The 21,255-nt window shown below is 46.9% G+C and carries 24 protein-coding genes, 1 pseudogene and 1 other annotated feature (1 of these 26 running past the window's edge); all 25 genes and pseudogenes read right to left on the bottom strand.

What is annotated here, in order from left to right; translation table 11 throughout:
* Positions 1–23, bottom strand: a sequence feature (ribosomal protein L10 leader region); it reaches 114 nt to the left of the window's first position.
* Positions 24–31: 8 nt separating this feature from the next.
* Complete coding sequence (gene rplA, locus LG211_RS05245; protein ID WP_148396124.1) at positions 32–727, bottom strand: 50S ribosomal protein L1; 696 nt, start codon at positions 725–727, stop codon at positions 32–34.
* 45 nt (positions 728–772) lie between these two features.
* Positions 773–1,198, bottom strand: coding sequence for a 50S ribosomal protein L11 (gene rplK / locus LG211_RS05250; protein ID WP_148396123.1), 426 nt, complete (start codon positions 1,196–1,198; stop codon positions 773–775).
* A 17-nt stretch (positions 1,199–1,215) separates the two neighbouring features.
* Positions 1,216–1,740, bottom strand: a complete 525-nt coding sequence (gene nusG, locus LG211_RS05255; protein WP_465250787.1) for a transcription termination/antitermination protein NusG — start codon at positions 1,738–1,740, stop codon at positions 1,216–1,218.
* A 234-nt stretch (positions 1,741–1,974) separates the two neighbouring features.
* Positions 1,975–2,226, bottom strand: coding sequence for a preprotein translocase subunit SecE (secE, locus tag LG211_RS05260; protein ID WP_148396122.1), 252 nt, complete (start codon positions 2,224–2,226; stop codon positions 1,975–1,977).
* Between the two features lie 12 nt (positions 2,227–2,238).
* Positions 2,239–2,388 carry a 50S ribosomal protein L33 gene (rpmG, locus tag LG211_RS05265; protein WP_148396121.1) on the bottom strand — a complete coding sequence of 50 codons (150 nt, stop codon included), beginning with the start codon at positions 2,386–2,388 and terminating at the stop codon, positions 2,239–2,241.
* 125 nt (positions 2,389–2,513) lie between these two features.
* Positions 2,514–3,014, bottom strand: a complete 501-nt coding sequence (locus tag LG211_RS05270; protein WP_148396120.1) for a PaaI family thioesterase — start codon at positions 3,012–3,014, stop codon at positions 2,514–2,516.
* 114 nt (positions 3,015–3,128) lie between these two features.
* Positions 3,129–4,067: a DUF4179 domain-containing protein gene (locus LG211_RS05275; RefSeq protein WP_148396119.1), complete on the bottom strand. Its 939-nt coding sequence runs from the start codon at positions 4,065–4,067 to the stop codon at positions 3,129–3,131.
* Positions 4,060–4,620 (bottom strand): RNA polymerase sigma factor, encoded by a 561-nt coding sequence (locus tag LG211_RS05280; RefSeq protein ID WP_148396118.1) that lies wholly within the window; start codon positions 4,618–4,620, stop codon positions 4,060–4,062. Before LG211_RS05280 ends, LG211_RS05275 begins: the two co-directional genes overlap by 8 nt.
* A 75-nt stretch (positions 4,621–4,695) precedes the next feature.
* Positions 4,696–5,442: a PCI domain-containing protein gene (locus tag LG211_RS05285; RefSeq protein WP_148396117.1), complete on the bottom strand. Its 747-nt coding sequence runs from the start codon at positions 5,440–5,442 to the stop codon at positions 4,696–4,698.
* On the bottom strand, positions 5,432–5,647 hold the full coding sequence (locus LG211_RS05290; RefSeq protein WP_148396116.1) for a helix-turn-helix transcriptional regulator: 216 nt from the start codon (positions 5,645–5,647) through the stop codon (positions 5,432–5,434). Before LG211_RS05290 ends, LG211_RS05285 begins: the two co-directional genes overlap by 11 nt.
* 178 nt (positions 5,648–5,825) lie before the next feature.
* Positions 5,826–6,080 carry a hypothetical protein gene (locus LG211_RS05295; protein ID WP_269477102.1) on the bottom strand — a complete coding sequence of 85 codons (255 nt, stop codon included), beginning with the start codon at positions 6,078–6,080 and terminating at the stop codon, positions 5,826–5,828.
* Positions 6,081–6,085: 5 nt separating this feature from the next.
* Entirely contained in the window at positions 6,086–7,732 is a 1,647-nt protein-coding gene (locus LG211_RS05300; RefSeq protein WP_253020422.1) for a carbon starvation CstA family protein, read from the bottom strand.
* Positions 7,733–7,762: 30 nt separating this feature from the next.
* Positions 7,763–8,251 (bottom strand): DUF8052 family protein, encoded by a 489-nt coding sequence (locus LG211_RS05305; RefSeq protein WP_148396114.1) that lies wholly within the window; start codon positions 8,249–8,251, stop codon positions 7,763–7,765.
* Between the two features lie 60 nt (positions 8,252–8,311).
* Positions 8,312–9,163, bottom strand: coding sequence for a 4Fe-4S binding protein (locus LG211_RS05310; protein WP_148396113.1), 852 nt, complete (start codon positions 9,161–9,163; stop codon positions 8,312–8,314).
* Between the two features lie 9 nt (positions 9,164–9,172).
* On the bottom strand, positions 9,173–10,252 hold the full coding sequence (locus LG211_RS05315) for a hydrogenase large subunit (protein ID WP_269477103.1): 1,080 nt from the start codon (positions 10,250–10,252) through the stop codon (positions 9,173–9,175).
* Between the two features lie 15 nt (positions 10,253–10,267).
* Positions 10,268–10,621, bottom strand: a complete 354-nt coding sequence (locus LG211_RS05320; protein WP_148396111.1) for an NADH-quinone oxidoreductase subunit C — start codon at positions 10,619–10,621, stop codon at positions 10,268–10,270.
* Positions 10,622–11,101: an NADH-quinone oxidoreductase subunit B family protein gene (locus tag LG211_RS05325; protein ID WP_148396110.1), complete on the bottom strand. Its 480-nt coding sequence runs from the start codon at positions 11,099–11,101 to the stop codon at positions 10,622–10,624.
* 13 nt (positions 11,102–11,114) lie between these two features.
* Positions 11,115–11,978, bottom strand: coding sequence for a respiratory chain complex I subunit 1 family protein (locus LG211_RS05330; RefSeq protein ID WP_148396109.1), 864 nt, complete (start codon positions 11,976–11,978; stop codon positions 11,115–11,117).
* Positions 11,979–12,528: 550 nt separating this feature from the next.
* A pseudogene (locus LG211_RS05335) lies at positions 12,529–13,911 on the bottom strand (NADH-quinone oxidoreductase subunit 5 family protein); the annotation flags it as partial.
* Between the two features lie 517 nt (positions 13,912–14,428).
* Positions 14,429–16,123 carry an APC family permease gene (locus LG211_RS05340; RefSeq protein WP_269477105.1) on the bottom strand — a complete coding sequence of 565 codons (1,695 nt, stop codon included), beginning with the start codon at positions 16,121–16,123 and terminating at the stop codon, positions 14,429–14,431.
* 181 nt (positions 16,124–16,304) lie between these two features.
* A complete protein-coding gene (locus tag LG211_RS05345) occupies positions 16,305–17,849 on the bottom strand; it encodes an amino acid permease (protein WP_253020425.1) in 1,545 nt (514 codons plus the stop codon).
* 345 nt (positions 17,850–18,194) lie between these two features.
* Entirely contained in the window at positions 18,195–19,700 is a 1,506-nt protein-coding gene (locus tag LG211_RS05350; protein WP_148396105.1) for an amino acid permease, read from the bottom strand.
* A 204-nt stretch (positions 19,701–19,904) separates the two neighbouring features.
* Positions 19,905–20,174, bottom strand: coding sequence for a pro-sigmaK processing inhibitor BofA family protein (locus LG211_RS05355; protein ID WP_148396104.1), 270 nt, complete (start codon positions 20,172–20,174; stop codon positions 19,905–19,907).
* 118 nt (positions 20,175–20,292) lie between these two features.
* A complete protein-coding gene (gene recR / locus LG211_RS05360; RefSeq protein ID WP_148396103.1) occupies positions 20,293–20,892 on the bottom strand; it encodes a recombination mediator RecR in 600 nt (199 codons plus the stop codon).
* Between the two features lie 3 nt (positions 20,893–20,895).
* Positions 20,896–21,249 (bottom strand): YbaB/EbfC family nucleoid-associated protein, encoded by a 354-nt coding sequence (locus LG211_RS05365; RefSeq protein ID WP_148396102.1) that lies wholly within the window; start codon positions 21,247–21,249, stop codon positions 20,896–20,898.
* Positions 21,250–21,255: the final 6 nt, after the last annotated feature.

Raw genomic sequence — 21,255 nt, forward strand, 5'->3', positions numbered from 1 at the left:
TACGGTTATTATTCTTATTTTGTTTTAAATCTTAGCCAAGCTTCTGCGCGTTGACTTTGATTCCAGGTCCCATACTTGAAGCAACCGTTACGCTCTTCAGATACTGACCTTTAGCTGCAGCAGGTTTTGCTTTGATAACAGCTTCCAGCAACGCATTGAAGTTATCTTCCAGTTTTTCCTTTCCAAAGGAAGCCTTTCCGATCGGTGTGTGGATAATGTTGCTCTTGTCAAGGCGATATTCCACTTTACCTGCTTTTACTTCCTGGATGGCTTTTTCAACATCCATTGTAACTGTACCGGATTTTGGGTTCGGCATCAGGCCCTTAGGACCTAAAATCTTACCCAGACGTCCTACAACACCCATCATGTCAGGAGTTGCGATAACCACATCAAAGTCAAACCAGTTTTCTGTCTGGATTCTCTGGGCCATTTCCTCAGCTCCCACAAAATCAGCGCCTGCCGCTTCTGCTTCCGCTGCCTTCGGTCCCTTTGCGAATACCAAAACTTTCTTTGTTTTGCCTGTTCCGTGCGGGAGAACGATAGCGCCTCTGACCTGCTGGTCAGCGTGTCTTCCGTCTACACCAAGTCTGATGTGCACTTCAACAGTTTCGTCAAATTTTGCCTTGGCTGTCTTAGTAACCAGCTCCATGGCTTCCGGTACTTCATATACCGCCTGTCTGTCATATGCTTTTAATGACTCTTTGTAATTCTTACCTCTTTTAGGCATCTTAAACCTCCTTGTGGTATTAGCGGCATTCTGCCTCCCACGCTCTTAGTCTTCTACTACGATTCCCATGCTTCTTGCAGTTCCCTTGATCATCTCTGTAGCTGATTCAAGGCTTGCTGCATTAAGATCCGGCATCTTTGTCTTTGCGATTTCTTCGACCTGTGCGGTTGTCAGTGTAGCCACCTTTTTCTTGTTAGGCTCACCGGATGCAGTGTCAAGTCCCGCGGCCTTCTTGAGCAGAACTGCTGCAGGCGGTGTTTTGCAGATGAACGAAAACGATCTGTCCGCATAAACAGTAATCACTACAGGAATGATCATGCCTGGCTGGTCCTGAGTTTTGGCGTTGAACTGTTTACAGAAGTCCATAATGTTAACGCCGTGCTGACCCAGAGCAGGTCCTACTGGAGGAGCCGGATTTGCGTTGCCGGCCGGAATCTGAAGTTTGATATAACCTTCAACTTTCTTAGCCATTGTGTTTCTCCTTTCTCTTAGATTTTATCTACCTGTGCGAAGTCAAGCTCCACAGGCGTATCTCGTCCGAACATGGAGATTCTAGCTTTCAGCGTCTGTTTTTCCATATTGACCTCTTCTACTACTCCCATAAAGCTTTCGAATGGTCCATTGATAACCTTTACACTGTCGCCCACTTCCACATCCAGATCGATGTATATTTTCTCGATACCCATTCTTCTCACCTCTTCTGTGGAAAGAGGGATCGGGTCGGAGCCATGACCTACGAAACCTGTTACGCCCTGGGTGTTTCTCACCAGGTACCAAGATTCGTTGGTAACAATCATTTTTACAATAACGTACCCAGGGAACATTTTCCTGGTTTTGATCTTCCGTTGTCCGTTTTTAATCTCTACCCGGTCTTCTGTCGGCACAACAACGTCAAGGATCAGATCCTGCATTCCCCGATTTTCAACGATCTTCTCAATATTCACTTTCACCTTGTTCTCGTGGCCGGAATAAGTGTGGACGACATACCACTTGGCTTCACCGTCACCCCTCAATCCTTCCAGCTCTTCGATGTTCAGCTTTTTCTTCGGAGGTTCTTCCGCAGGAGCTTCATCTGCCGTTTCGGCCTCAGCCCGTGCAGAAGGAGTTTCCTCTTCCGATACCTGATCAGAGCAGGCCCCGTCCGCAGTTTCCTCAATTACAGAGGATTCCTCCGCCGCAAGGTTTTCTTCCATGATAGTATCCTTTTCGTTCTCTCCCATTGCACCTTCAGTCCTTTTTATCTTTCATTACATAGTAATACCAAGCAAGCCTTTGAGCGCTGCCAAAAATCCGGTATCAATCGCCCAGAATGCGACAGCAAAGACAGCACAGGCAACCAGTACGACCACCGTATAGGAACCCAGTTCCTTCTTTGTCGGCCATACTACCTTTTTCATTTCCAGCTTGACACCCTTAAAGTAGTCTTTCAGGCTGCCTCTTTTTTTCTTAGGAGGAGCTACAGGAACTTTTCGTTTTACGTCCTTGTCCTTTTTTGCCATGATTACTACTCCTTATTTGGTTTCCTTATGAATCGTATGTTTCTTGCAGAACTTGCAGTATTTCTTGATTTCGATACGATCAGGATCGTTCTTCTTGTTCTTGATTGTATTGTAGTTTCTCTGCTTACATTCTGTGCAAGCCAATGTTACTTTAACTCTCATCTTGATTGTCCTCCGTTTAACTCAAAATTCAGAGCCTCAGAAAGCTCTGTTTGTAATCATCATCATAAAGTCGCTTGATAATTGTATATTAGCGGCTCGTCAATGTCAAGAGATTTTTACCAATTCTAGAGATCGATTTCTTTGGGATCGTCTTCTTCAATTTGGTACCACTCTTCATCCACGAATCCGCCTTCGCTGATTTTTTCCAAAGGCATGATCATATACTTGCCCCAGGCCTCTACTGCTACGCTGCCATCGGGAAGCAAAATTTCCCCTGTACCTTCAAACAGTTTGCGGTTCCGTTTTGTCACCCTGGCAACTGCCTTCAGGTCCGCTTCCGTTGGAATGGGCTTTTTGTACTTCATATGCAGTTCGACGGTTACGCCCCAAAAGTCATCCCGGCCGTCGGCCGCTGCCCGGCCGATCAGTTCGTCCAAAACACCTGCGGCCATTCCGCCGTGCATTCTGCCCGGGTAGCTCTGGTGCCAGTCCTCCGATCGGAATGTAGCTGCGATTTCGCCATTTTCCAATTCATAAAACCGGCAGCCCAGGCTGGCTTTATTTTGGTCGCCGCAGACGATACATCTGGCACTGTTGTTTTGTTTTCGTTTTACCCTTTGCTTCATGATTTACTCCATTTTAAAACTGCGGCGGATGCCGCAGCTTTCAGTTTCTGTTCTTATTATATTCTTTTATTCGGTCTCCGTCAAGAGATCAGGACCAGCCTTTTTGCTTTTCTCCTATTGGTGCAGCGGAATTTCTTTTCCATCCAGCAGCACGCTTTCCACCTGCTGCATATCGATTAGCTTGCCAAGCACGCCCTCCATAGTTCCTGAGGAATGACTTCCGTCGGACAGCCAGGAAGAACCGTCTATCTGAACAGGTACCGCCGCTCCATCCTTCATTTTAATCTTCAGGGCGGTCAAGGACTCCCATCCCGCTTCCACATCTTCGTAATAGCGACCGACTTTGCCCTCCACAAAACAGGAAATCGGAGAAATGGTAATTTTTTCGATCACCAGAGAACCTTCTCCGGCGGGAATTTCAGCTGACGGTTTATAGGTCTTGGAAACATCCTTGTAGGCCAGCTTAAAGTTGAGTTTCCAGCTGCCTTCGATCAGAACTTTTTCATCGCCCTCTTGCACATTGATCACTTTTCCAAAATTTTTCAGTTTTAGTTCCACTTCCCGATTATTGGCCGCTTCATCTGATGACAGCTCCATGAGCATACTGAGAGTTTTTCCATCTGCTGATACGCCGTCCTTCATCGGGCTCAAACTCAGCATACCGGTCTGCTGGGACTCCATATCAAAGGATTCAAAGCAGCACATCTGGTCCAGCTTAAGATCGGTCAAGGAAGTCACCTCCAGCAAAACAAAGACCCGGTGCCCGTCTCCCACCGCTTGTTTGGCCTCGATGCGCAGACCATTTTTTTCGACAGCCGCATTGATATCCGTTACCGATTGGGTAATCTGATCACTAGTTCCCCCCAACAGGCTTGCCAGTCTGCTGTCCAGCTTTAGCACCTTTACGGTAAACGCTCCGCAGGCAAGGAGCATGACAGCGGCAAGGGCAATGGCGGCCGTCCTTCTGAGATGACGAGTTTTTCGGGGAGTACGTTCTTTTTCTATCTGTTCCACAACACACGCAAGTATCCGCTCTTTTTCTTCTTTATTCATGACGTATCCCCCTTTCCTCCAATTTCTTCTTTAAGATCGCTTTTGAACGAAAGAGTTTATTTTCCACTTGTTTTTCCGACAATTCCAACTTTCCAGCGATTTCTTTCACCTTATATTCCTGGAAGAAACGCATGGCAAAGATGGTTCGGTCCGGTTCCTCCATTTCTGCCACTACCTGACGAACAGTCAGCTCTTCTTCTCTGCGAATCACCATATCTTCAATCCCCTCGCTGTCGTCCGGGATCTCTTCCTTCTGATAAATGTCCGCCTCAAGTCCCCCTCGCAGGCGCTTGCATTTATCCAGAGCGGCATTTCTGGCGATTCCATAAAGGTAACTTTTCAGAGAAGTGCCTTTGTTGGGCTTGAAACTCTTTCGATATCGCCACAGGCGTATAAAAGTTTCTGCGATCGCTTCCTCCACATCCTCATCTGTCCCCCAGGCGAGAATCTCTCTGCAGATGGTCTTTACCGAGTCTCCGTATAAATCCAACGCGATGGCAATGCCCTTTTCCGGATTTCGTTCAATTGTTCGAATCAGTTTTTTGTCTTCCATGCTGTGAAAAGGTCCCTTTCACTTACCTATACTTGCCTTGTCGTGAAAACCACTCACTTTTTCCTAAATTATTTTTTATCTACGTTTTCCTTTTTTTCTCAGCCTGCTCCGTTCTAATCGAAACAGCCCGTTCATGACGGCCCATATGACACCCGCTTCCAAAAATAAAGCAGTCGCCAGAAAGGAGGAGAAGCGGGTAAGCAGCATGATGGCCAGCATTGCGCCAATTAAAATTCGATTCATCATTTTAAAGACTCGGTATCCGCTTCGGTAGGCAAGCATCCGTTCTCGGATTACCGCTTCCTCGTGAAGATTGCCCTTTTGATTCAAACTGGGCCTTCGGCTGAGCTTGAAGAGCATCTTTTTTGAACACCACATTGCTCCAATAGCCGCGAAAAGGGCTATCGCCACCCATATCTGTGCGCCGTTACCTGTTTTGCTGCAAAGGAAAAAACGAATTCCTATGAAAAGGAAGGTCAGCATCATGAACAGCTCTAGAAGGTAGTCCGCGGCTTCCAGTCCTCCTTCTATTTTTTCCCACTTTCCTCCTGCTGTATCATCGCTTTCTTTCAACGCATCTTGGCTTTCAAATTTGAGGAGCCACCCAAGGGCACTGATTACCAGGTCAATGCCGATCACAATCCAGGTCAGCAGCCAAATTGAACGGATTATCTGATCGCTGGAAAAATCCAGGGTTTCACTTTTTATTTCAAAGAAAATTAAAAAAACAAAGACGCCGATGGCCGCTATCACGCACAGGATTGTCACTGCTGCCAGGAAAACAATCCCCCAATTTACTGTTCCTGCTCGTTTAATGTTCATTGTTTTCCTCCTCGTATGCAAACACGTCCTCCACCCTTACATTCAGCATTTTGGCAATTTTCAGCGCCAGGGTCACCGAAGGCGAGTAGTCTCCCCGTTCAATGAGGCTGATGGTCTGTCTGGACGCTCCGACCAGCCGGCCAAAATCCTGCTGGTTCATATTCAATTTCGCCCGGTACTCTTTTAATCGATTCCTCAGAGGCATATTCACAAACCTTTCTATTGACAACTATTATTTGCATTTTGACTATATGAGTTGTCATTATGACAAGAATCATAGTCATCTTTATTATAGTTCTGACAAAAATCCTTGTCAAGCAGACCTGTTGGCTTTTGGTGGAGTTGGGCCCCGGCGAGGAGAGTGCCAGAAAAAATCAAAAGAGTTAAGATTTATAGTAATCTTTGATGTTTTTCCGGTTTTCCGCCCCCATAAAACCAGTTAAGAGCTGAAAAACTATCAGAACTAGCTCCTTTTTGCAGCAATCCCGATATCCGGGGCTGGGCCGCCCCGTTTCAACAACCATCGCACCAATACCCAGGCCGGAGCGGGGTATACCCTCTCCGCCTGAACAGCAAAAGACTGCTGCATGAAGCGAATCAATCTTTTCACTTCGTGCAGCAGCCTTCCAATCTACCATTTCTATCACCGTTCCAGGCGCACATCCTTTTTACTCATTGACCGAACCGTGGTCAAAATCAGAACCACAGCCAAAATCAGCAGGACGCAGGCAATGCTTCCCATAAGGATATTACCCGCCCCATAGAAGGACTTGGCCAGCATGACGAGAGCCGTAAGGGTCACCGCGAACATAATCACCATCGGAATAGCCGTAGGCAGCACACCCCTTCCTGTTCTTGCGAACCACGCGGTCAGCGCCAGTAGAGCCAGACCGGCCAGCAGCTGATTAGACGCGCCGAAAATCGGCCAAATCTTATCGTAGCCGTAAAGCATGAGCAGTCCTGCGCAGCCCACTGTCACCACCGTCCCCACAACCGGCTTTTGCAAAAATCGTTGAAATTGAGGCTGGTCCTTTTTCTCCCCTTTTCCCATCAGCTCCTGGAACATATACCGGGCAATCCGGGTCGCCGTATCCAGAGACGTAAGGGCAAAGGCCGAAAAAGCCAAGATGATAAACACCATCCCCACCTCTTTAGGCAGGCCGAATCCGGCCATAAACTCAGACACGCCCGCCGCGAATCTTACCGCAGGAGTTCCATCGACCTGAACAGCCGTATAAGCAACGGCAATGATCGTAACGATCGCCACAATCCCCTCAATCAACATAGCACCGTAGCCAATCAGCTTAGCATCAGACTCTTTGTTGATCTGCTTTGAAGTCGTTCCCGAACCGACCAGCGAATGAAAGCCGGAAATCGCCCCGCAAGCAACGGTAATAAACAAAATTGGAAATAAATATTGAACCGCTTTCCCATCGTTCACAGCAAATGACGTAAAGGCATCCATCTGCAAAGTCGGATGTTCAATGAAAATACCCGCAACTGCGCCGATCAAAACTGCGTAAAGAAGAAATGAACACAGGTAATCCCTGGGCTGAAGCAGAATCCACACAGGCATCACAGACGCCACCACGATGTACAGGAGAACAACCACAATCCATGCGGTTTTGGACAAGGTCAGGATGGGAAACGTGTAGCCGATCCAAATGCAGAAGAAGAGTGCCGCCACCCCGATAATCGTCGATACTACGATGTTGGCATTCTTTCGATAAACAAAAATTCCAAACAAGACGGCAAGCAAAATAAATAAAACCGACGCAGTACCGGCCATAGCCCCTGTCAGGTTGTTCGGATTTGCCGGGTCGTAAGCAAAGGTTCCCGCACAAATATCGGCAAAGGCCGCCACTACCAGGACCAGCGCCAGCCAGGAAAACAGATTGAACAGCAGCTTTCCAGTCTGACCGATATTCTGCCGCACCACTTCACCGATGGACTTTCCATCATGGCGCAGCGAAGCAAAAATAGAACCAAAGTCATGGACACCGCCGAAAAAAATGCTGCCGATTACCACCCACAAATAAACGGGCAGCCAGCCGAAAATGATCGCCTGGATTGGCCCTGTAATCGGCCCCGCTCCTGCAATCGAAGAAAAGTGATGACCCAGTATGACTTTCGCGTCCGCAGGGCAATAGTCAACATCATCCCGTAAGGTATGAGCGGGCGTCGGCCTGCAGGCGTCAATCCCCCACTTTTTCGCTAAAAATCTTCCATAAGTCACATAGGCAATGAAGAATGCTCCAATGCCAATTACCAATAATAATGCTGCATTCATCTCTCGTTCACCTCGCAAAATCGTATTCCATCACCATTGATATACCTGTTTAATTTCTTTTCCCACTTTATTAGTATACACTTTTTTTCCTTTCAGGTCAACACAAACCAGCCGCACTTTGGAAAATCCCCGCCAAAAGAAGTGAAACATTTTTTCAAACTTGAGCCTCTTGACCAGGTTTTCAGTCCCAGGGGGCAGAGTATCACAGACAAGGATTCCGGTAATATCCGTGTAAAAATGATCCTTTCCCGGACTCAGCGCCATTACTTTTTCACACATCTCACAAAAAAACGAGTCCACATCTTCCAGATCCGGCGCGGCAATTGCCTTCATATAGCAAGTTTCAAAGGTTTCATAGCGATCAATGATATCTTGCTTTGTAAGAAAGATTCTGCCGGAAACATCATGGTATCGGGCAATCATAAGATATTGCCGGCCGTTTTCTTTGCCAGGTGCTTCTATTTGAAAATTAGCTTCCAGCCGCTTTCGAATCATTTCCGCATATTGTTCCAGGTTCATACTGCAATTCTCCCTTACAGAAAAAGCGGCTGAACATGTCAGCCGCTTTTATCATATTTCTTAAATTATTTCCAGACAGTTTTTCGGGCACTGGTTCACGCAGGCTTCGCATGTCACACAAGTTTCTTTATCTACCTTCCAAACCTTTTCTTTGCGGTCTATGGTCAGTGCGTCCACCGGGCAGGCCTTGGAGCAAATACCGCAGTAAATACAGTCGCTGGTTTTGCATCTCAAACCTTCCTCATCCTCAGGGCAGCTGTATGTAGGCTCTTTTTCCGCTTCCGCTTCTTTTTTCGCCTCTTTCTTTTCTGCCTTTTCCTCGCTTTGGGAAGCTTCTGCTTTTCCGCCCAGCGAGAGACACTTCTTCGGACATTTTTCTACACAGACTCCGCAGCTTACGCAAGCGTCTGTATCCACCTTCCAAACCTTTTCCTTGCGATCAACAGTCAGCGCCTCGCAAGGACAATTCTTGGAACAAAGTCCGCAGTAAATACAGTCGTCCAGATTACAGGTCAGCTCGCCGCTATCGGCTGCGCCGCCGTCCTTCTCTTTGTTGAGCGTTGTTTTGTCTTGCTTAGGTATCTCAAAGGTATCCACGACTTTTTCTGGTCCCGGTTCTGTATACTGATTTTCCATGGTCAGACAAGTTTTCGGACACACTTCAACACAGCAGTTGCACTGAATGCACTGCATTCTTTCGATGGTCCATGTACGGGCGTTTCGATCAACGGTGATGGCATTGGCCGGGCACTTTTTGGCACAAATACCACAGACAATACAGTCCTCCGTACGAATACCGATCTGTCCTCTCGTCCGCTCCTGCCACTCTCTTGGTACTACTGGGTACATGAGAGTCGCAGGCTTTCTGAACAGACTTTTTAGTACGACTTTTCCGATTCTAAAAGTTGCCATTACTCTCACCTACCTTTCTGTACAACTGATACAAGGGTCGATCGTTAAGATCAGAATTGGAACATCGGCCAGATCACAGCCCTGCAGCATTTTTACAAGCGCAGGAATGTTCATGTTGGTCGGTGTTCTGACTCTCATTCTTTCCAGGAACTTGGAGTCCGCACCCTTGGCGTAATAGAACGCTTCGCCTCTGGGCTGTTCTAATCTGACTGCAAACTCGCCCTTCACATTTCCTTTTACTGGCACATCGATCGGTCCGTCCGGAATCTGCGAAACAGCCTCTTCAATCAAATCAATGGACTGGAAAACCTCTCCGATTCTCACTTTGCATCTTGCATAGCAATCGCCTTCCGTTTCAACGATCGGCTCAAAATTCAGCTTATCATAGACTCCCGGCCCGTTCAGTCTCAAATCCTGAACCAGTCCCGATCCTCTTGCTACCGGGCCTGTGGCGCTGAGATCGATCGCATCCTCTTTCGACAACACGCCGACGCCGCACAGTCTGTTTTTAACAGAAGTATCATTGATAAATACATCTGTCAGCTCTTTGATTTCTTTTTTCAAACCCTTGAGAATATCCACGATCTCTTTCAGAGTTTCGTTATCGATATCTTTTCTCAGGCCGCCGACTTTACATACGGAAAAGATAACTCTTCCGCCGGTCGTCTTTTCAAAAATATCGAGAATCGATTCTCTGACTCTCCAGCAATGCATAAACAAGCTGTCAAAAGCAAAGGCGTCAGCCAAAAGGCCCAGCCATAAAAGATGGCTGTGAAGCCTGGACAGTTCATGCCAAATCGTCCTCAAATATTCAGCTCTTTCCGGAACCTGGATATCCATGGCCCCTTCCACGGAGGCGCAATAGCCCCAGCCGTGTCCGAAACTGCAGATACCACAGATTCTTTCTATAACATATACCATTTCGGTATATTCCTTTTTTTCCACCAGCTTTTCCAGGCCTCTATGAATAAATCCAATAGAAGGAATCGCTTCGACTACCACTTCATCTTCGAGCACAAGATCGAGATGAACCGGTTCCGGAAGCACCGGATGCTGCGGTCCGAAAGGAATAATCGTTCTTTTACCCATATCTTTCTTCCTTTCTTAGTTCTTTGGATTCCATGGAGTAGGTTCAGCCACCTTAAAGAAATGTCCGCCGTAATCCAATTCAATATTCTTAATCTTGATTCCGAACAGATCGTGCATTTCATTTTCATAAATGAACGCGCTCCAATACTCGCCGGTAACGCTCTGAATCTCTTCTTCTTCCGGAATCGTCACTCTCAGGTTAAACAGCTCATGATCCTTATCGAAGGAATAAAGGATTTCAAATCCTTCCGAAACCTTTGTCGCGCAGATCTGCAGCAGCCTGTAGCCTTCCGCTTTCATGTTTCTGGCTTTTGACAAAAGATCAGAAGCTGCAACGGGTTCAATGCTTTGTTCTCTATATGATCTCATTTAAGCTTCCTCCTTTTCTGCAGGTTCTGCGTCGATCGCCGGAGCTGCCGTATTGCCGTTCATAGCGTTTCTCTTTTCCTGAAGAACGCCCAGGCCTTTTACAACTCCATCAATGATTGCTTCCGGTCTAGCCGCGCAGCCCGGAACGTATACGTCTACCGGGATTACGGTATCGACGCCGCCTAGAATGTTGTAGCATTCTTTAAAAACGCCGCCGTTGTTGGCGCAAATTCCAATGGCCACAACCACTTTTGGTTCCGGCATCTGGGAATAAATCTGCTTTACGACTTCTTTATTCTGCTCATTTACAGATCCGGTTACCAGAAACACATCCGCATGCTTTGGGTTACCGGTATTGATGATACCAAACCGCTCAACGTCGTACATAGGTGTAAGGCATGCCAGTACTTCTATGTCGCATCCGTTGCAGCTGGAGCCGTCATAATGGATGACCCATGGTGATTTTGTTACATATGACATCTCTACACCTCCTTTATACCAGATATACGATGAACAAGTTGATCATACCAAGCACCAGCGCTACAATCCACGCTGAGTTGATGGCAACCTGCCACTTCATTCTTGCGAAACAGTTATCGATGAACACTTCCAGGAAGTAGGCTGCAAGGCATACAACTACGCCGATTACAGCTCCCCAGATCGTGCCGTTGGCAAAGAACAGGAATATGAATCCCAAAAGGAAAATGTTCTCATACCAGTGAGCAACTTCGATCAAAGCCATCGTCTTTCCTGAAAATTCAGTAACCAGTCCTTTTACCAATTCCTGATGCGCATGGTGCGACATGGACAGGTCGAAAGGCGACTTTCTGAATTTAATGGTCAAAATGAACAGGAATCCGAAAAACACTCCGATCAACGGCAGGAAGGACATAGAGTCAGTAGCAACAATCTGACGCACTTCAAAGCTTCCAACCACAATGTAAAATCCAATCGCCGTCAAAAGTACCATCGGTTCATATGCCAGCATTTGCAGCAATTCTCTCTCAGCACCGATCTGGGAGTAAGGAGAATTGGATGAAAAGGCTGCAACGATGAGGAATACGCTTGCCAAAGTCAGTGTGAAAATGACCAGCAGCAGGTCTCCGCCTGCGAAGAAGATTCCGCCTGTAACCAGCACAAAGATGAAGAAGCAAGTTACGTAGAAATCCTGTACTTTATTAACAGTAATGTCTTCTTTTTCTCTCAGCTTCAGCACATCGTAGAACGGCTGCAGAACCGGCGGTCCCACTCTTCCCTGCATTCTTGCGGAAATGATACGGTCGATACCTGCTAAGAATCCTCCAACGAGCGGTGCGAGAACAAGATATGCGACTACAAATATTATTATCTTAATCATTTTAAGCAGCACCTCCTGTCATGATCGCAACCAGTGACCCGATCATCAGGCCCAGTCCTATAATGATAACTGCCGAAGTAATGATGCATCCGATGACATTCATCTTCATTTCGCCGAAATATTTTTCCATATGCCAGTTACGCAGCGATGCATCAACCGGTCTGTCCATTGCGCCGTGGAAACGAAGGTCATCTCCTTCATTAACACCAGCCATATAGATAGGTACGATTTTTTTCTTTGTTCGTCCGAAGAAGAACGCGATCAACAGCAGTACCACGGCTGCCATGATAACCATGATGATCATGTTGTCTGCGGAGAGCGCCATGGATGAAAGTCCTCCGAATACGCCTTCCAGGTAAGGAACGATGGAATAGCTGGAAATCAGCGGAAAAGCCAGACATGCAACGATGGTCAGCGCAACCAGCGTTCCCTGTACGAACCATTCTTCTTTATGTACCTTCTGCTGGATATTTTCCGTGCCAGCTACGATAGCACCCATCTTACCGAGCCATTTGGTCCAGTAGAAAGCGGTCGCCGCACTGCCGAAGCAGATGATGCCAACCAGAATCAAATTGCCGGAATCTACGAACGCTGTCATGGAGGCCCATTTTGAAATCAGCATTCCAAAAGGTGCCAAGAACATGCCTGCGATGCCGATCATCATGAAAGCTGCCAAACGAGGCATTCTTCCAAAGAGACCGTCCATATCTTCGATATCTCTGCTGCCGATATTGTGTTCCGCAGTACCTACGCACAGGAACAGCAGAGACTTGGTGATTGCGTGGAATATGATCAGCATGATGCCTGCCCATACCGCACCGGCCGTACCGATACCGCCGCAGGTTACGATCAGTCCCAGGTTGGCAATGGTCGAGTAAGCCAGTACCTTCTTGGCGTTGCTCTGCGAGATAGCAGCAAAGGATGCTAGCAGGAAGGTTACACCGCCTACAGTCATGGTCATCAGACCCGCGAAGTTGCCCATCCCCAGACATGGTGCCAGCTTAATAATCAGGAACACGCCGGCTTTAACCATTGTGGAAGAGTGGAGCAGCGCCGAAGTCGGTGTCGGTGCTACCATAGCGCCGAGCAGCCAGCTGTTGAACGGCATCTGAGCCGCCTTAGTGATTCCTGCAAATGCCAGGAACGCTGCCGGGATTGCCATGATTCCGGAGTACATCATTCCGTATGTAATCATTGTACTCAGTTCCAGAGTCTGGTAAACGATTCCCAGGATGAGGATGGCGGCCGCAAAACCAACGCCGCCCAAAAGGTTCATGATCAGGGCGCGGAACGCATTGTTGGTTGCTTCCTTAGTCTTGGTGTACCCGATGAGGAAGAAAGAACAAAGGCTCGTGATCTCCCAGAAGAAGTACATCCAGATCAGGTTGTTCGATGTAACGATACCGAACATCGCTGCCAGGAAGAGAAACATAACGAAGAAGAACCAAGGTCTTCTGTCTTTTTCACCAGCATGGTGATGCTGGAAGTCTTTCATGTAGCCTAATGCATACACGCAGATAAGGCTTCCGATGATTCCAATGATCAGAGCCATGATCACGGAAAGTCTGTCAATATACATATTGTTGACGACTTCGATGTGATGTCCTTTAGTAAGTTCGAACCATATCAGAAGCGGTGTCTGAATGGCTGCAAAAACTGATGCCAGGTATTTCTTGTGTCTGATGCCGATGATGATGATATAGATTGCCAGACAGGCTTCGATAATCATCATGACATAATTGACTGCTTCATGGCTGAAGTCAAACATTTGACCGCCATTTCTGAAATACTGTACTGCAAGGAAGATGGATCCGGCGGCGATTACAATTGCCGCAAATTTAACGATCACGTCTCTTGCTGCGTCAGCTTTAACTACTAAAAGAACAAAGGCCACAACTAATGGAAACAAGATTAGAAAAAATATAGTGCCCATTTTATCCTCCTAATAAATAAAACTTTTTATGAGTGCCAATTTCTCACACCTCATTATACCTATATATATATCCAATAACAAGCGTTAGATTATATTTTCAATCTTCTGAAATTTCTGTTTATCCAGCGCAAACGGTTGAATTTCTGCGGTTTTTATTTTTTCAGCAAAAAAGTCTCAAAAAAAAGACAATTTTTTGGCGGACCTTGGCAGAACTCCTGTGGATCCTGTATACGTTCTCATTTTAAAGATTTCCTAAAGAAGGGATATTTCTCATAGTAAGACACCCCTAACAAGAAGCATTCATCTCAAAAAATCTCTTTTTTGAGAATATATGCCATCTGCGTTTTATGATGGGGTTTGCCCCGAGATGACCGGCTGACAGGTGGCTAGCTCAAAGGTCAGCCCGCCGCGACCCGGCTTAAAGCCCATTCCGGCCCAAAGCAAAAAAGAGGCTGATCGCATTCATAACTAATTGAATGCGACAGCCTCTTTCGATAATTCTATAACAAACTTTGGCTTATTTCTCTTTCTTCGGTTCAACGCTCTTCGAAAGAATGAAGAATACGATGCACGCCACTGCACAGACTACCGTCAGAATAGCCAGACCGATCTGAATCGTTCCAACAATGGTATCCACATTGGATCCTTCCAGAATACCGTCGAAATAGTCGCCTGATTCCCAGGCATCCTCTGTGCCCCAACCTTCATACCAAGGCTCGAACAGCAGCGCAATCCCATTCATGATGGTCATTACCAGGAACAGGAAGGCAATCTTCTTTGTATCTCCAACAGCCAGACCGGTTTTTTCATTTTTCGGGAAGTTGACTGGATCTTTTTTAGTAAGACCACCGTATCTTCTCCTCCAGATAAAGTACAGAATCGGTCCTGTAATAATACCGATCATACCGCCCAAGTAGTAGTCGGAACCGTTGACAAAATTGGCGAACAGCGCCACGCAGATTGGTACTATACAGATCGCGGCCAACAGCCCGTTGCCGCCAGGAATTCTGAATACATATTCTTCTCTCGGAATTCTTCTTCTGAGCACCATCGCTGAGATGTATACCAAAATGTAGGAAGCCATCAACAGCGCGACATCCAGTATGATAATGAACCCAAACGGGAACATGCAGAAAATCAAGTTGAAAATTCCTACTGATAATACTGCCACATACGGAACACCATGTTTTTTATCACACTTTACCATTACCGGCGGAGCAAGGAAGTCATCTGCCAAAGCGAAGAATCCTCTGGATCCAGATGCGATATATGTATTATAGATGGAACATTGAGCCAAAATTGCCACAATGGCGAATATAATACCGAATGCAGGTCCCCAGAAGTGGGAGACAACCGTCGCATATCCCACAGCATCGCCTTCTGTTCCCCAGTTTTCCCAGTTGCCCAGAGAGCCCAGGCCTGCCGTTGTCGGCAGAATATAAACAGCCATGATGAGCGGAATGGTAATCAACGTACCTTTTGGAATAACCTGCGGATTGGAAACTTCTCCCGCAATGGTGGACATGGATTCATATCCGGAGTACATCCACATTCCGATGGAAATGCCTCCCGCAATATAGAAGAACCAATCGCTCAGGCCTTCTGCAGGTTCCGCCGTCATCTGGAAGGAAATCGTGGATGCCGTCTCCGCATCGCCACCCCAATTGATGAAGCCGCAAACCGCGACGACAGCAAAGGCTACCATTACCAAAATCGACAGGATTGTACTTGCAATACCTACATCTTTTACTCCGCGGATATTGATCAGCGTAAAAATTAAAATCATTGCAAATTTTAGAGCAAATTCCATCCCCCATGTCATATCCCATACCGTGGCAGCATACCCGCCTGCAAGGATAACATAGGATGTGTTATCGATGTAGATGGAGATCGTTCTCCACCAGCCGGCCTGGAATCCCCAGAACTCGCCAAGGGCCTCCTGGACCCACTTGTAATAGCCTCCTTCCTGCGGTCTTACAGAACCCAATTCGGAAGCTACCAAGCCAAAGGGCAGTCCCCAAACAAAAGGCAGAACGCACAGCATAACGATGGTTAGTCCAGGGCCGCATTCCGGAATCATTTCCTCGATTCCGTAACAACCGGCGGCAACCAGACAGAAGATCATGAACACTACGGTGGACACTTTAATGTCATGTTTCTTCAACCCATGTTCGCCTACATTAACAGGCGCTGAGTTTCTTTGTTCACTCATGTCTTTACCTCCTCAAAACAAAATAAATAAAACATAATTACAAATCTAATTATACACCATTTGTTTGAATTATCAATTAATTAAGACGAATTAAAAGAGAACAGCAAACCCGTTCTCTTTTAATCTCAAAATTGTTATTTTCCTTTACAATTTCAATTCCCTTGTATACGAATGTTTTTCACTATTTAGTTAAATCCGGGAAGGTTTCATCGAAGGTCTTTTCGTCTGCGCCGAGCGAATTGATGACCCTCGTCTTACCCATGGACTTGGTAATCTTCTGCACAATCATAGGAACAATAACTGCTGCACATGCCACTGCAAATACAATGGGGCCGCCGCCGGTAATTTCCGGATCCGCAAATGCCATCAACAGCAGGCAGCATAGCTGCGCAATCATAGCAAACCATGGAACCCAGGACTGTCCTTTGCTCACGCGGGCACGCAGACAAGTATCCGGATCATAACCTCTCTGCTTAATCCTTACTCTGAATCGCTTCTGAGAAGCAATAATGCCGACCCAGGCCAGTGTTCCGGTAAATCCGGACATGGACAGCAGGTTGGTGTACAGATTTGATAAAGTGCCGGTCAGTTCTGAAACCAGACCGATGATCAGTACAATCCACATGAAAAGCAAGGTAAAAAGTACCGCATTCTTAGGAGTCGCCTTCTTATTCAGCTTGCCCAGGAATTTAGGCGCAAGACCTTCAACCGCCAGGCCGTACATACACCTTACTGTTCCGTAGAATCCCGTATTGGCACAGCTGAAGGCCGCTACCAGTACGACAGCGCTCATGATAAAGCCAAAGGGTCCCATGCCGTAAGCTTTCATGATATCGGCAAAGATTGGTGTTTCATCAGTACCCAAGTCAGTCGGATAAACCAGCAGCACCAAAAGGATAGGTACCAGGTAAAGACCTACGATACGATATGTAACGCTCTTGCAGGCTCTCGGTACAGATTTGTCCGGATCCTGAGATTCTGCCGCTGCAAGACCGACGATTTCCGTGCCCTGGAAGGTAACCAGTACAACAACCATGCAGGTCAATACGATTGCAAATCCGTTAGGGAACAGATCGGCCATAAAATCAGCATCGCCGAAATTCACGCCCATGCCTTTGAATCCATCTTCCACGGCACCCTGGACAACGCCCTGAGGATTGCCCCACAGTCCGACCCAGATACCAAAGGCCAGCAGCGCAAACAAAATGATAACACATACTTTGGTAATAGCCAGTCCTGATTCGATCTTCGCAAAGATATCGACTGCGCAAAGATTGATGATCGTCAGTGCCGCCAAGGCTCCCACTGCAAATGCAACATAAGCGATTGCGCTTTTGTTGCCCGTCAGGCTCTGCAGTACATAGGAAACCGCAATGGCTTCTGAAGGTACATAGCACACCCAGTTGAACCAGAAGGACCAGCCCATGCCCACCGACATGGTCTCTCCTAGAAATTCATTGGTGTAGGCTACAAAAGAACCCTTTCTCGGTAAGTTGACTAATAATTCCGCATAAGCGATCATAAGTCCGTAAACAATAACTCCAACTACGCCGAACGCTAAAAATACTGCTGGTCCCATAGCCTGGATACACCAGCCTACTCCGAGGAAATAGCAGGATCCAATTACACCGCCAAGACCAATGAACGCTACCTGCCAGCCCTTAATGCCTCTTTTTAGTTCTTGAGGCTCTTCTGTTACCTGAACAACTTTTTTCTCTTCTGACATATTTGCCTCCTTCTCACATATTAAAAATATGATTAGATTTGCCCTCTCTTCATAGTTCCGCAGCTTTCCAAGGGGTAAAAGCATAAGCAGAATATTCAGTTTTTTAGGGCTTTTTTATTTTTTCATACTTTTCTCTCATTGTCAACGATTCTGAGAAATTTCTCAATTCTGATTTTTCCGTTTCTCAATACTGAGATATCAGCAACTGCAATCGCGTGCTTTCAACGGCCTCATTAGTGTCTTCTAAAACTTACATATCCTTCTTCAAAAAAAAGAAATCGAACCACATGACAAAAGCGGTTCGATCTCTTTTCTATTTTCCCTTGTTAATATGTAATTTTCTAACTATTTCGTCAAATCCGGATATAATTCGTCAAAGGACTTTTCGTCGCTTCCCAGCGCGTTGATGTCACGCACATGTCCCGTTTTAGCCAGAATCGCACGCACGATCATGGGCACGAATACGGCAGCGCAGGCCAGGCCAAAGATAGGCAGCTGTCCTTCGCCAAAGGCCAGCAACACTAAGCAAGCCAGCTGGGCGATCATAGCGAACCACGGAATCCAGGCTTGTCCCTTGCTTACTTTAGCCCGCAGGCAGGTTTCCGGATCGTAGCCCCTCTGCTTCAATCTTCTTCTAAAGAGTATCTGGGAAGCAATGATGCCTACCCAAGCCAGAGTTCCGGTAAAGCCGGACATGGACAGCAGGCTGGCGTACAAGCTTTCCAGCGCGCCGGTCAACTGAGAAAACAGACCGATGATCAACACAATCCACATGAAGAGCAGTGTAAACAATACTGCGTTCTTCGGATTGGCGTTCTTGTTGAGCTTGCTGAGAAACTTCGGTGCCAGACCTTCGATGGAAAGACCGAACATACAGCGAACTGTTCCATAGAAGCCGGTGTTGGCGCAGCTGAAGGCCGCAACCAGTACGATAGCGCTCATGATCAAAGCAAATCCATTCAAATTATAAAGTTTGAGCGTATCGGCAAAGATCGGAGTAGCATCTGATCCCAGTGCATATGGGAAGATCAGGATGAGCAAGAGAATCGGAACCATATACAGTCCCACGATACGATAGGTAACGCTCTTGCATGCTTTTGGAACCGACTGGTCCGGATTTTCCGCTTCCGCAGCTGTCAAGCCTACGATTTCCGTACCCTGGAAGGTTACCAGCACAACAACCATGGAGGTCATTACAATAGCTGCCCCGTTGGGGAAAAGCTGTGATCCGAATCCGACAGCTGCATCTCCGAAGTTTACAGTAGCACCCAGGAAACCGTCGCTTCCCCAGAGGCCTACCCAAATTCCGAAAGCCAGGATAATAAATAAAATAATTACGCAAACCTTTGTAATAGCCAGTCCCGATTCGATCTTCGCAAAGATATCAACCGCGCAAAGATTGATAATCGTCAGCGCCAACAGCGCTCCAACTGCGAAGGCCACATACGAAGTCGCGCTCGTCGCCCCCGTCAAGGACTGTAATACCGTAGCAACGGCAATGGCTTCCGAAGGACAGTAGCATACCCAGTTGAACCAGAATGCCCATCCCATGCCGGTGGATATCGTTGGCCCTAAGAACTCATTGGTATAAGCTACAAAAGAACCCTTCCTCGGAAGGTTGACCAATAATTCCGCATAAGCGATCATAAGTCCATAAACGATAACACCAACTACCGCAAAAGCGATAAATACTGCGGGTCCCATGTCGTGGACGCAAATACCAAGACCCAGAAAATAACAGGATCCGATTACGCCGCCAAGACCAATAAATGCGACCTGCCACCCCTTAATACCTCTTTTTAGCTCCTGCGTCTCTTCTCCCGCCGGAGCTACATTTCTTTCTTCTGACATTTTTGCCTCCTTCTCACATATACAAGATATGCAGATGATTAGATTCGTCCATTCTCTAGCAGGCTCAACCTTTCCAAGGGTAAAAGGTAATTCGAAATTTTCAGTTACTTAATGGACTGCTCTATTTTTTCACATTCGTGCAAAAATGTCAATATTAATGAGAATTTTCTCATTTTTAATTTTTATTCGTATCATTTTTGAGAATTATAGATTAAAAAACAATAACAGGCCCACGGCTCCCGGCAGGCCCAGAATTCCAATAATGACCGCGCTCAAAGGGTTTAAAGGCACAAATAGCCCCCAATTCCCGCCCAGAATATTGATTAAAACAATCAGCACACCTCCTATCATGCTGTTAATCAGCATCCTCCCCGCCCATTTAAGGGGCACGATCAATAGCTTTCCCAGCACGTAAATCAAAAAAAGGCATGCCGCGTAGGCCACAAAAATGCCGGCTTCCAATCCAAAGCTCATAATAACCTCCTTAAGCTTTATCTATTGTTTCTTATGTAACAGGCTATGCGCAGAGGACAAAAAAAAGACCCGTCCTATCGAACGAGTCGCACGTCTTCTTTTATTTTCAGAAAATGATTTACAATTCTCTGCGGCCTTCCATGGCTTTAAGCAAAGTAATTTCATCGGCATATTCCAGATCGCCGCCAACCGGAACGCCGTGGGCAATGCGTGAGACTTTGATTCCGGAGGGTTTAACCAGTCTGGCAATATACATGGCAGTGGCTTCCCCCTCAATATTGGGATTGGTCGCCAGGATGATCTCCTGTACATCCTCCTGCTGAAGCCTGACGATCAGCTGTTTGAGGTTGATGTCCTCAGGTCCGATCCCTTCCATGGGAGAAATCGCTCCATGAAGCACGTGATAGAGGCCGCCGTATTCTTTGATCCGTTCCATGGCTGCCACATCCCGGGGTGTTTCGACAACACAAATAACGCTGCGGTCTCTGGCGGGGTCGGAACAGACCATGCAAGGATCCGTATCCGTCAGATTACCGCAAACGGAACAGTACTTCATGTTTTTCTTGGCTTCCGTTATGGATTCTGCCAGGGCAAGCGCTTCTTTTTCGTCCATGGACAGAATATGAAAAGCCAGCCGCTGGGCGGTTTTACCCCCGATGCCCGGCAGCCTGGAAAGTTCGCTGATCAATTTGCTCAGCGGTTTGGCATAATATTTCATGACCTACAGCCCCGGAATCCCCAGACTGCCAGTCAGCTTGTTCATTTCGTTCTGCGAAATCTCTTCCATCTGCCTCAGAGCTTCATTGGCCGCAACCAAGATTAAATCCTGCAGCATTTCAATATCGTCCGGATCCACGACCTCCGGCTTGATTTCAATGTTCTTGATTTCCTTTTTGCCGGTCACCGTTACCGTCACGGCGCCGCCGCCCGATGTAGCCGTCGTTTCCATCTGATCGATTTCACCCTGCAGCTCATCCATTTTGCGCTGCATAGCCTGCATCTGCTGCATCTGTTTCTGCATGTTTCCCATGCCGCCGGCCTTTGGCTTTTTTCCGGCTCTCATTCCTTTTCCCATATTCTC

Origin of the sequence: Hominibacterium faecale, from assembly GCF_020734085.1 — a bacterium.
GTDB lineage: Bacteria > Bacillota > Clostridia > Peptostreptococcales > Anaerovoracaceae > Hominibacterium > Hominibacterium faecale.

What these genes read in the sequence shown, in the direction of transcription:
- rplA (WP_148396124.1), bottom strand. Translation starts at nt 727, where the DNA reads ATGCCTAAAAGAGGTAAGAATTACAAAGAGTCATTAAAAGCATATGAC.
- rplK (WP_148396123.1), bottom strand. Translation starts at nt 1,198, where the DNA reads ATGGCTAAGAAAGTTGAAGGTTATATCAAACTTCAGATTCCGGCCGGC.
- secE (WP_148396122.1), bottom strand. Translation starts at nt 2,226, where the DNA reads ATGGCAAAAAAGGACAAGGACGTAAAACGAAAAGTTCCTGTAGCTCCT.
- rpmG (WP_148396121.1), bottom strand. Translation starts at nt 2,388, where the DNA reads ATGAGAGTTAAAGTAACATTGGCTTGCACAGAATGTAAGCAGAGAAAC.
- LG211_RS05270 (WP_148396120.1), bottom strand. Translation starts at nt 3,014, where the DNA reads ATGAAGCAAAGGGTAAAACGAAAACAAAACAACAGTGCCAGATGTATC.
- LG211_RS05275 (WP_148396119.1), bottom strand. Translation starts at nt 4,067, where the DNA reads ATGAATAAAGAAGAAAAAGAGCGGATACTTGCGTGTGTTGTGGAACAG.
- LG211_RS05280 (WP_148396118.1), bottom strand. Translation starts at nt 4,620, where the DNA reads ATGGAAGACAAAAAACTGATTCGAACAATTGAACGAAATCCGGAAAAG.
- LG211_RS05285 (WP_148396117.1), bottom strand. Translation starts at nt 5,442, where the DNA reads ATGAACATTAAACGAGCAGGAACAGTAAATTGGGGGATTGTTTTCCTG.
- LG211_RS05290 (WP_148396116.1), bottom strand. Translation starts at nt 5,647, where the DNA reads ATGCCTCTGAGGAATCGATTAAAAGAGTACCGGGCGAAATTGAATATG.
- LG211_RS05295 (WP_269477102.1), bottom strand. Translation starts at nt 6,080, where the DNA reads ATGGTAGATTGGAAGGCTGCTGCACGAAGTGAAAAGATTGATTCGCTT.
- LG211_RS05300 (WP_253020422.1), bottom strand. Translation starts at nt 7,732, where the DNA reads ATGAATGCAGCATTATTATTGGTAATTGGCATTGGAGCATTCTTCATT.
- LG211_RS05305 (WP_148396114.1), bottom strand. Translation starts at nt 8,251, where the DNA reads ATGAACCTGGAACAATATGCGGAAATGATTCGAAAGCGGCTGGAAGCT.
- LG211_RS05310 (WP_148396113.1), bottom strand. Translation starts at nt 9,163, where the DNA reads ATGGCAACTTTTAGAATCGGAAAAGTCGTACTAAAAAGTCTGTTCAGA.
- LG211_RS05315 (WP_269477103.1), bottom strand. Translation starts at nt 10,252, where the DNA reads ATGGGTAAAAGAACGATTATTCCTTTCGGACCGCAGCATCCGGTGCTT.
- LG211_RS05320 (WP_148396111.1), bottom strand. Translation starts at nt 10,621, where the DNA reads ATGAGATCATATAGAGAACAAAGCATTGAACCCGTTGCAGCTTCTGAT.
- LG211_RS05325 (WP_148396110.1), bottom strand. Translation starts at nt 11,101, where the DNA reads ATGTCATATGTAACAAAATCACCATGGGTCATCCATTATGACGGCTCC.
- LG211_RS05330 (WP_148396109.1), bottom strand. Translation starts at nt 11,978, where the DNA reads ATGATTAAGATAATAATATTTGTAGTCGCATATCTTGTTCTCGCACCG.
- LG211_RS05340 (WP_269477105.1), bottom strand. Translation starts at nt 16,123, where the DNA reads ATGAGTGAACAAAGAAACTCAGCGCCTGTTAATGTAGGCGAACATGGG.
- LG211_RS05345 (WP_253020425.1), bottom strand. Translation starts at nt 17,849, where the DNA reads ATGTCAGAAGAGAAAAAAGTTGTTCAGGTAACAGAAGAGCCTCAAGAA.
- LG211_RS05350 (WP_148396105.1), bottom strand. Translation starts at nt 19,700, where the DNA reads ATGTCAGAAGAAAGAAATGTAGCTCCGGCGGGAGAAGAGACGCAGGAG.
- LG211_RS05355 (WP_148396104.1), bottom strand. Translation starts at nt 20,174, where the DNA reads ATGAGCTTTGGATTGGAAGCCGGCATTTTTGTGGCCTACGCGGCATGC.
- recR (WP_148396103.1), bottom strand. Translation starts at nt 20,892, where the DNA reads ATGAAATATTATGCCAAACCGCTGAGCAAATTGATCAGCGAACTTTCC.
- LG211_RS05365 (WP_148396102.1), bottom strand. Translation starts at nt 21,249, where the DNA reads ATGGGAAAAGGAATGAGAGCCGGAAAAAAGCCAAAGGCCGGCGGCATG.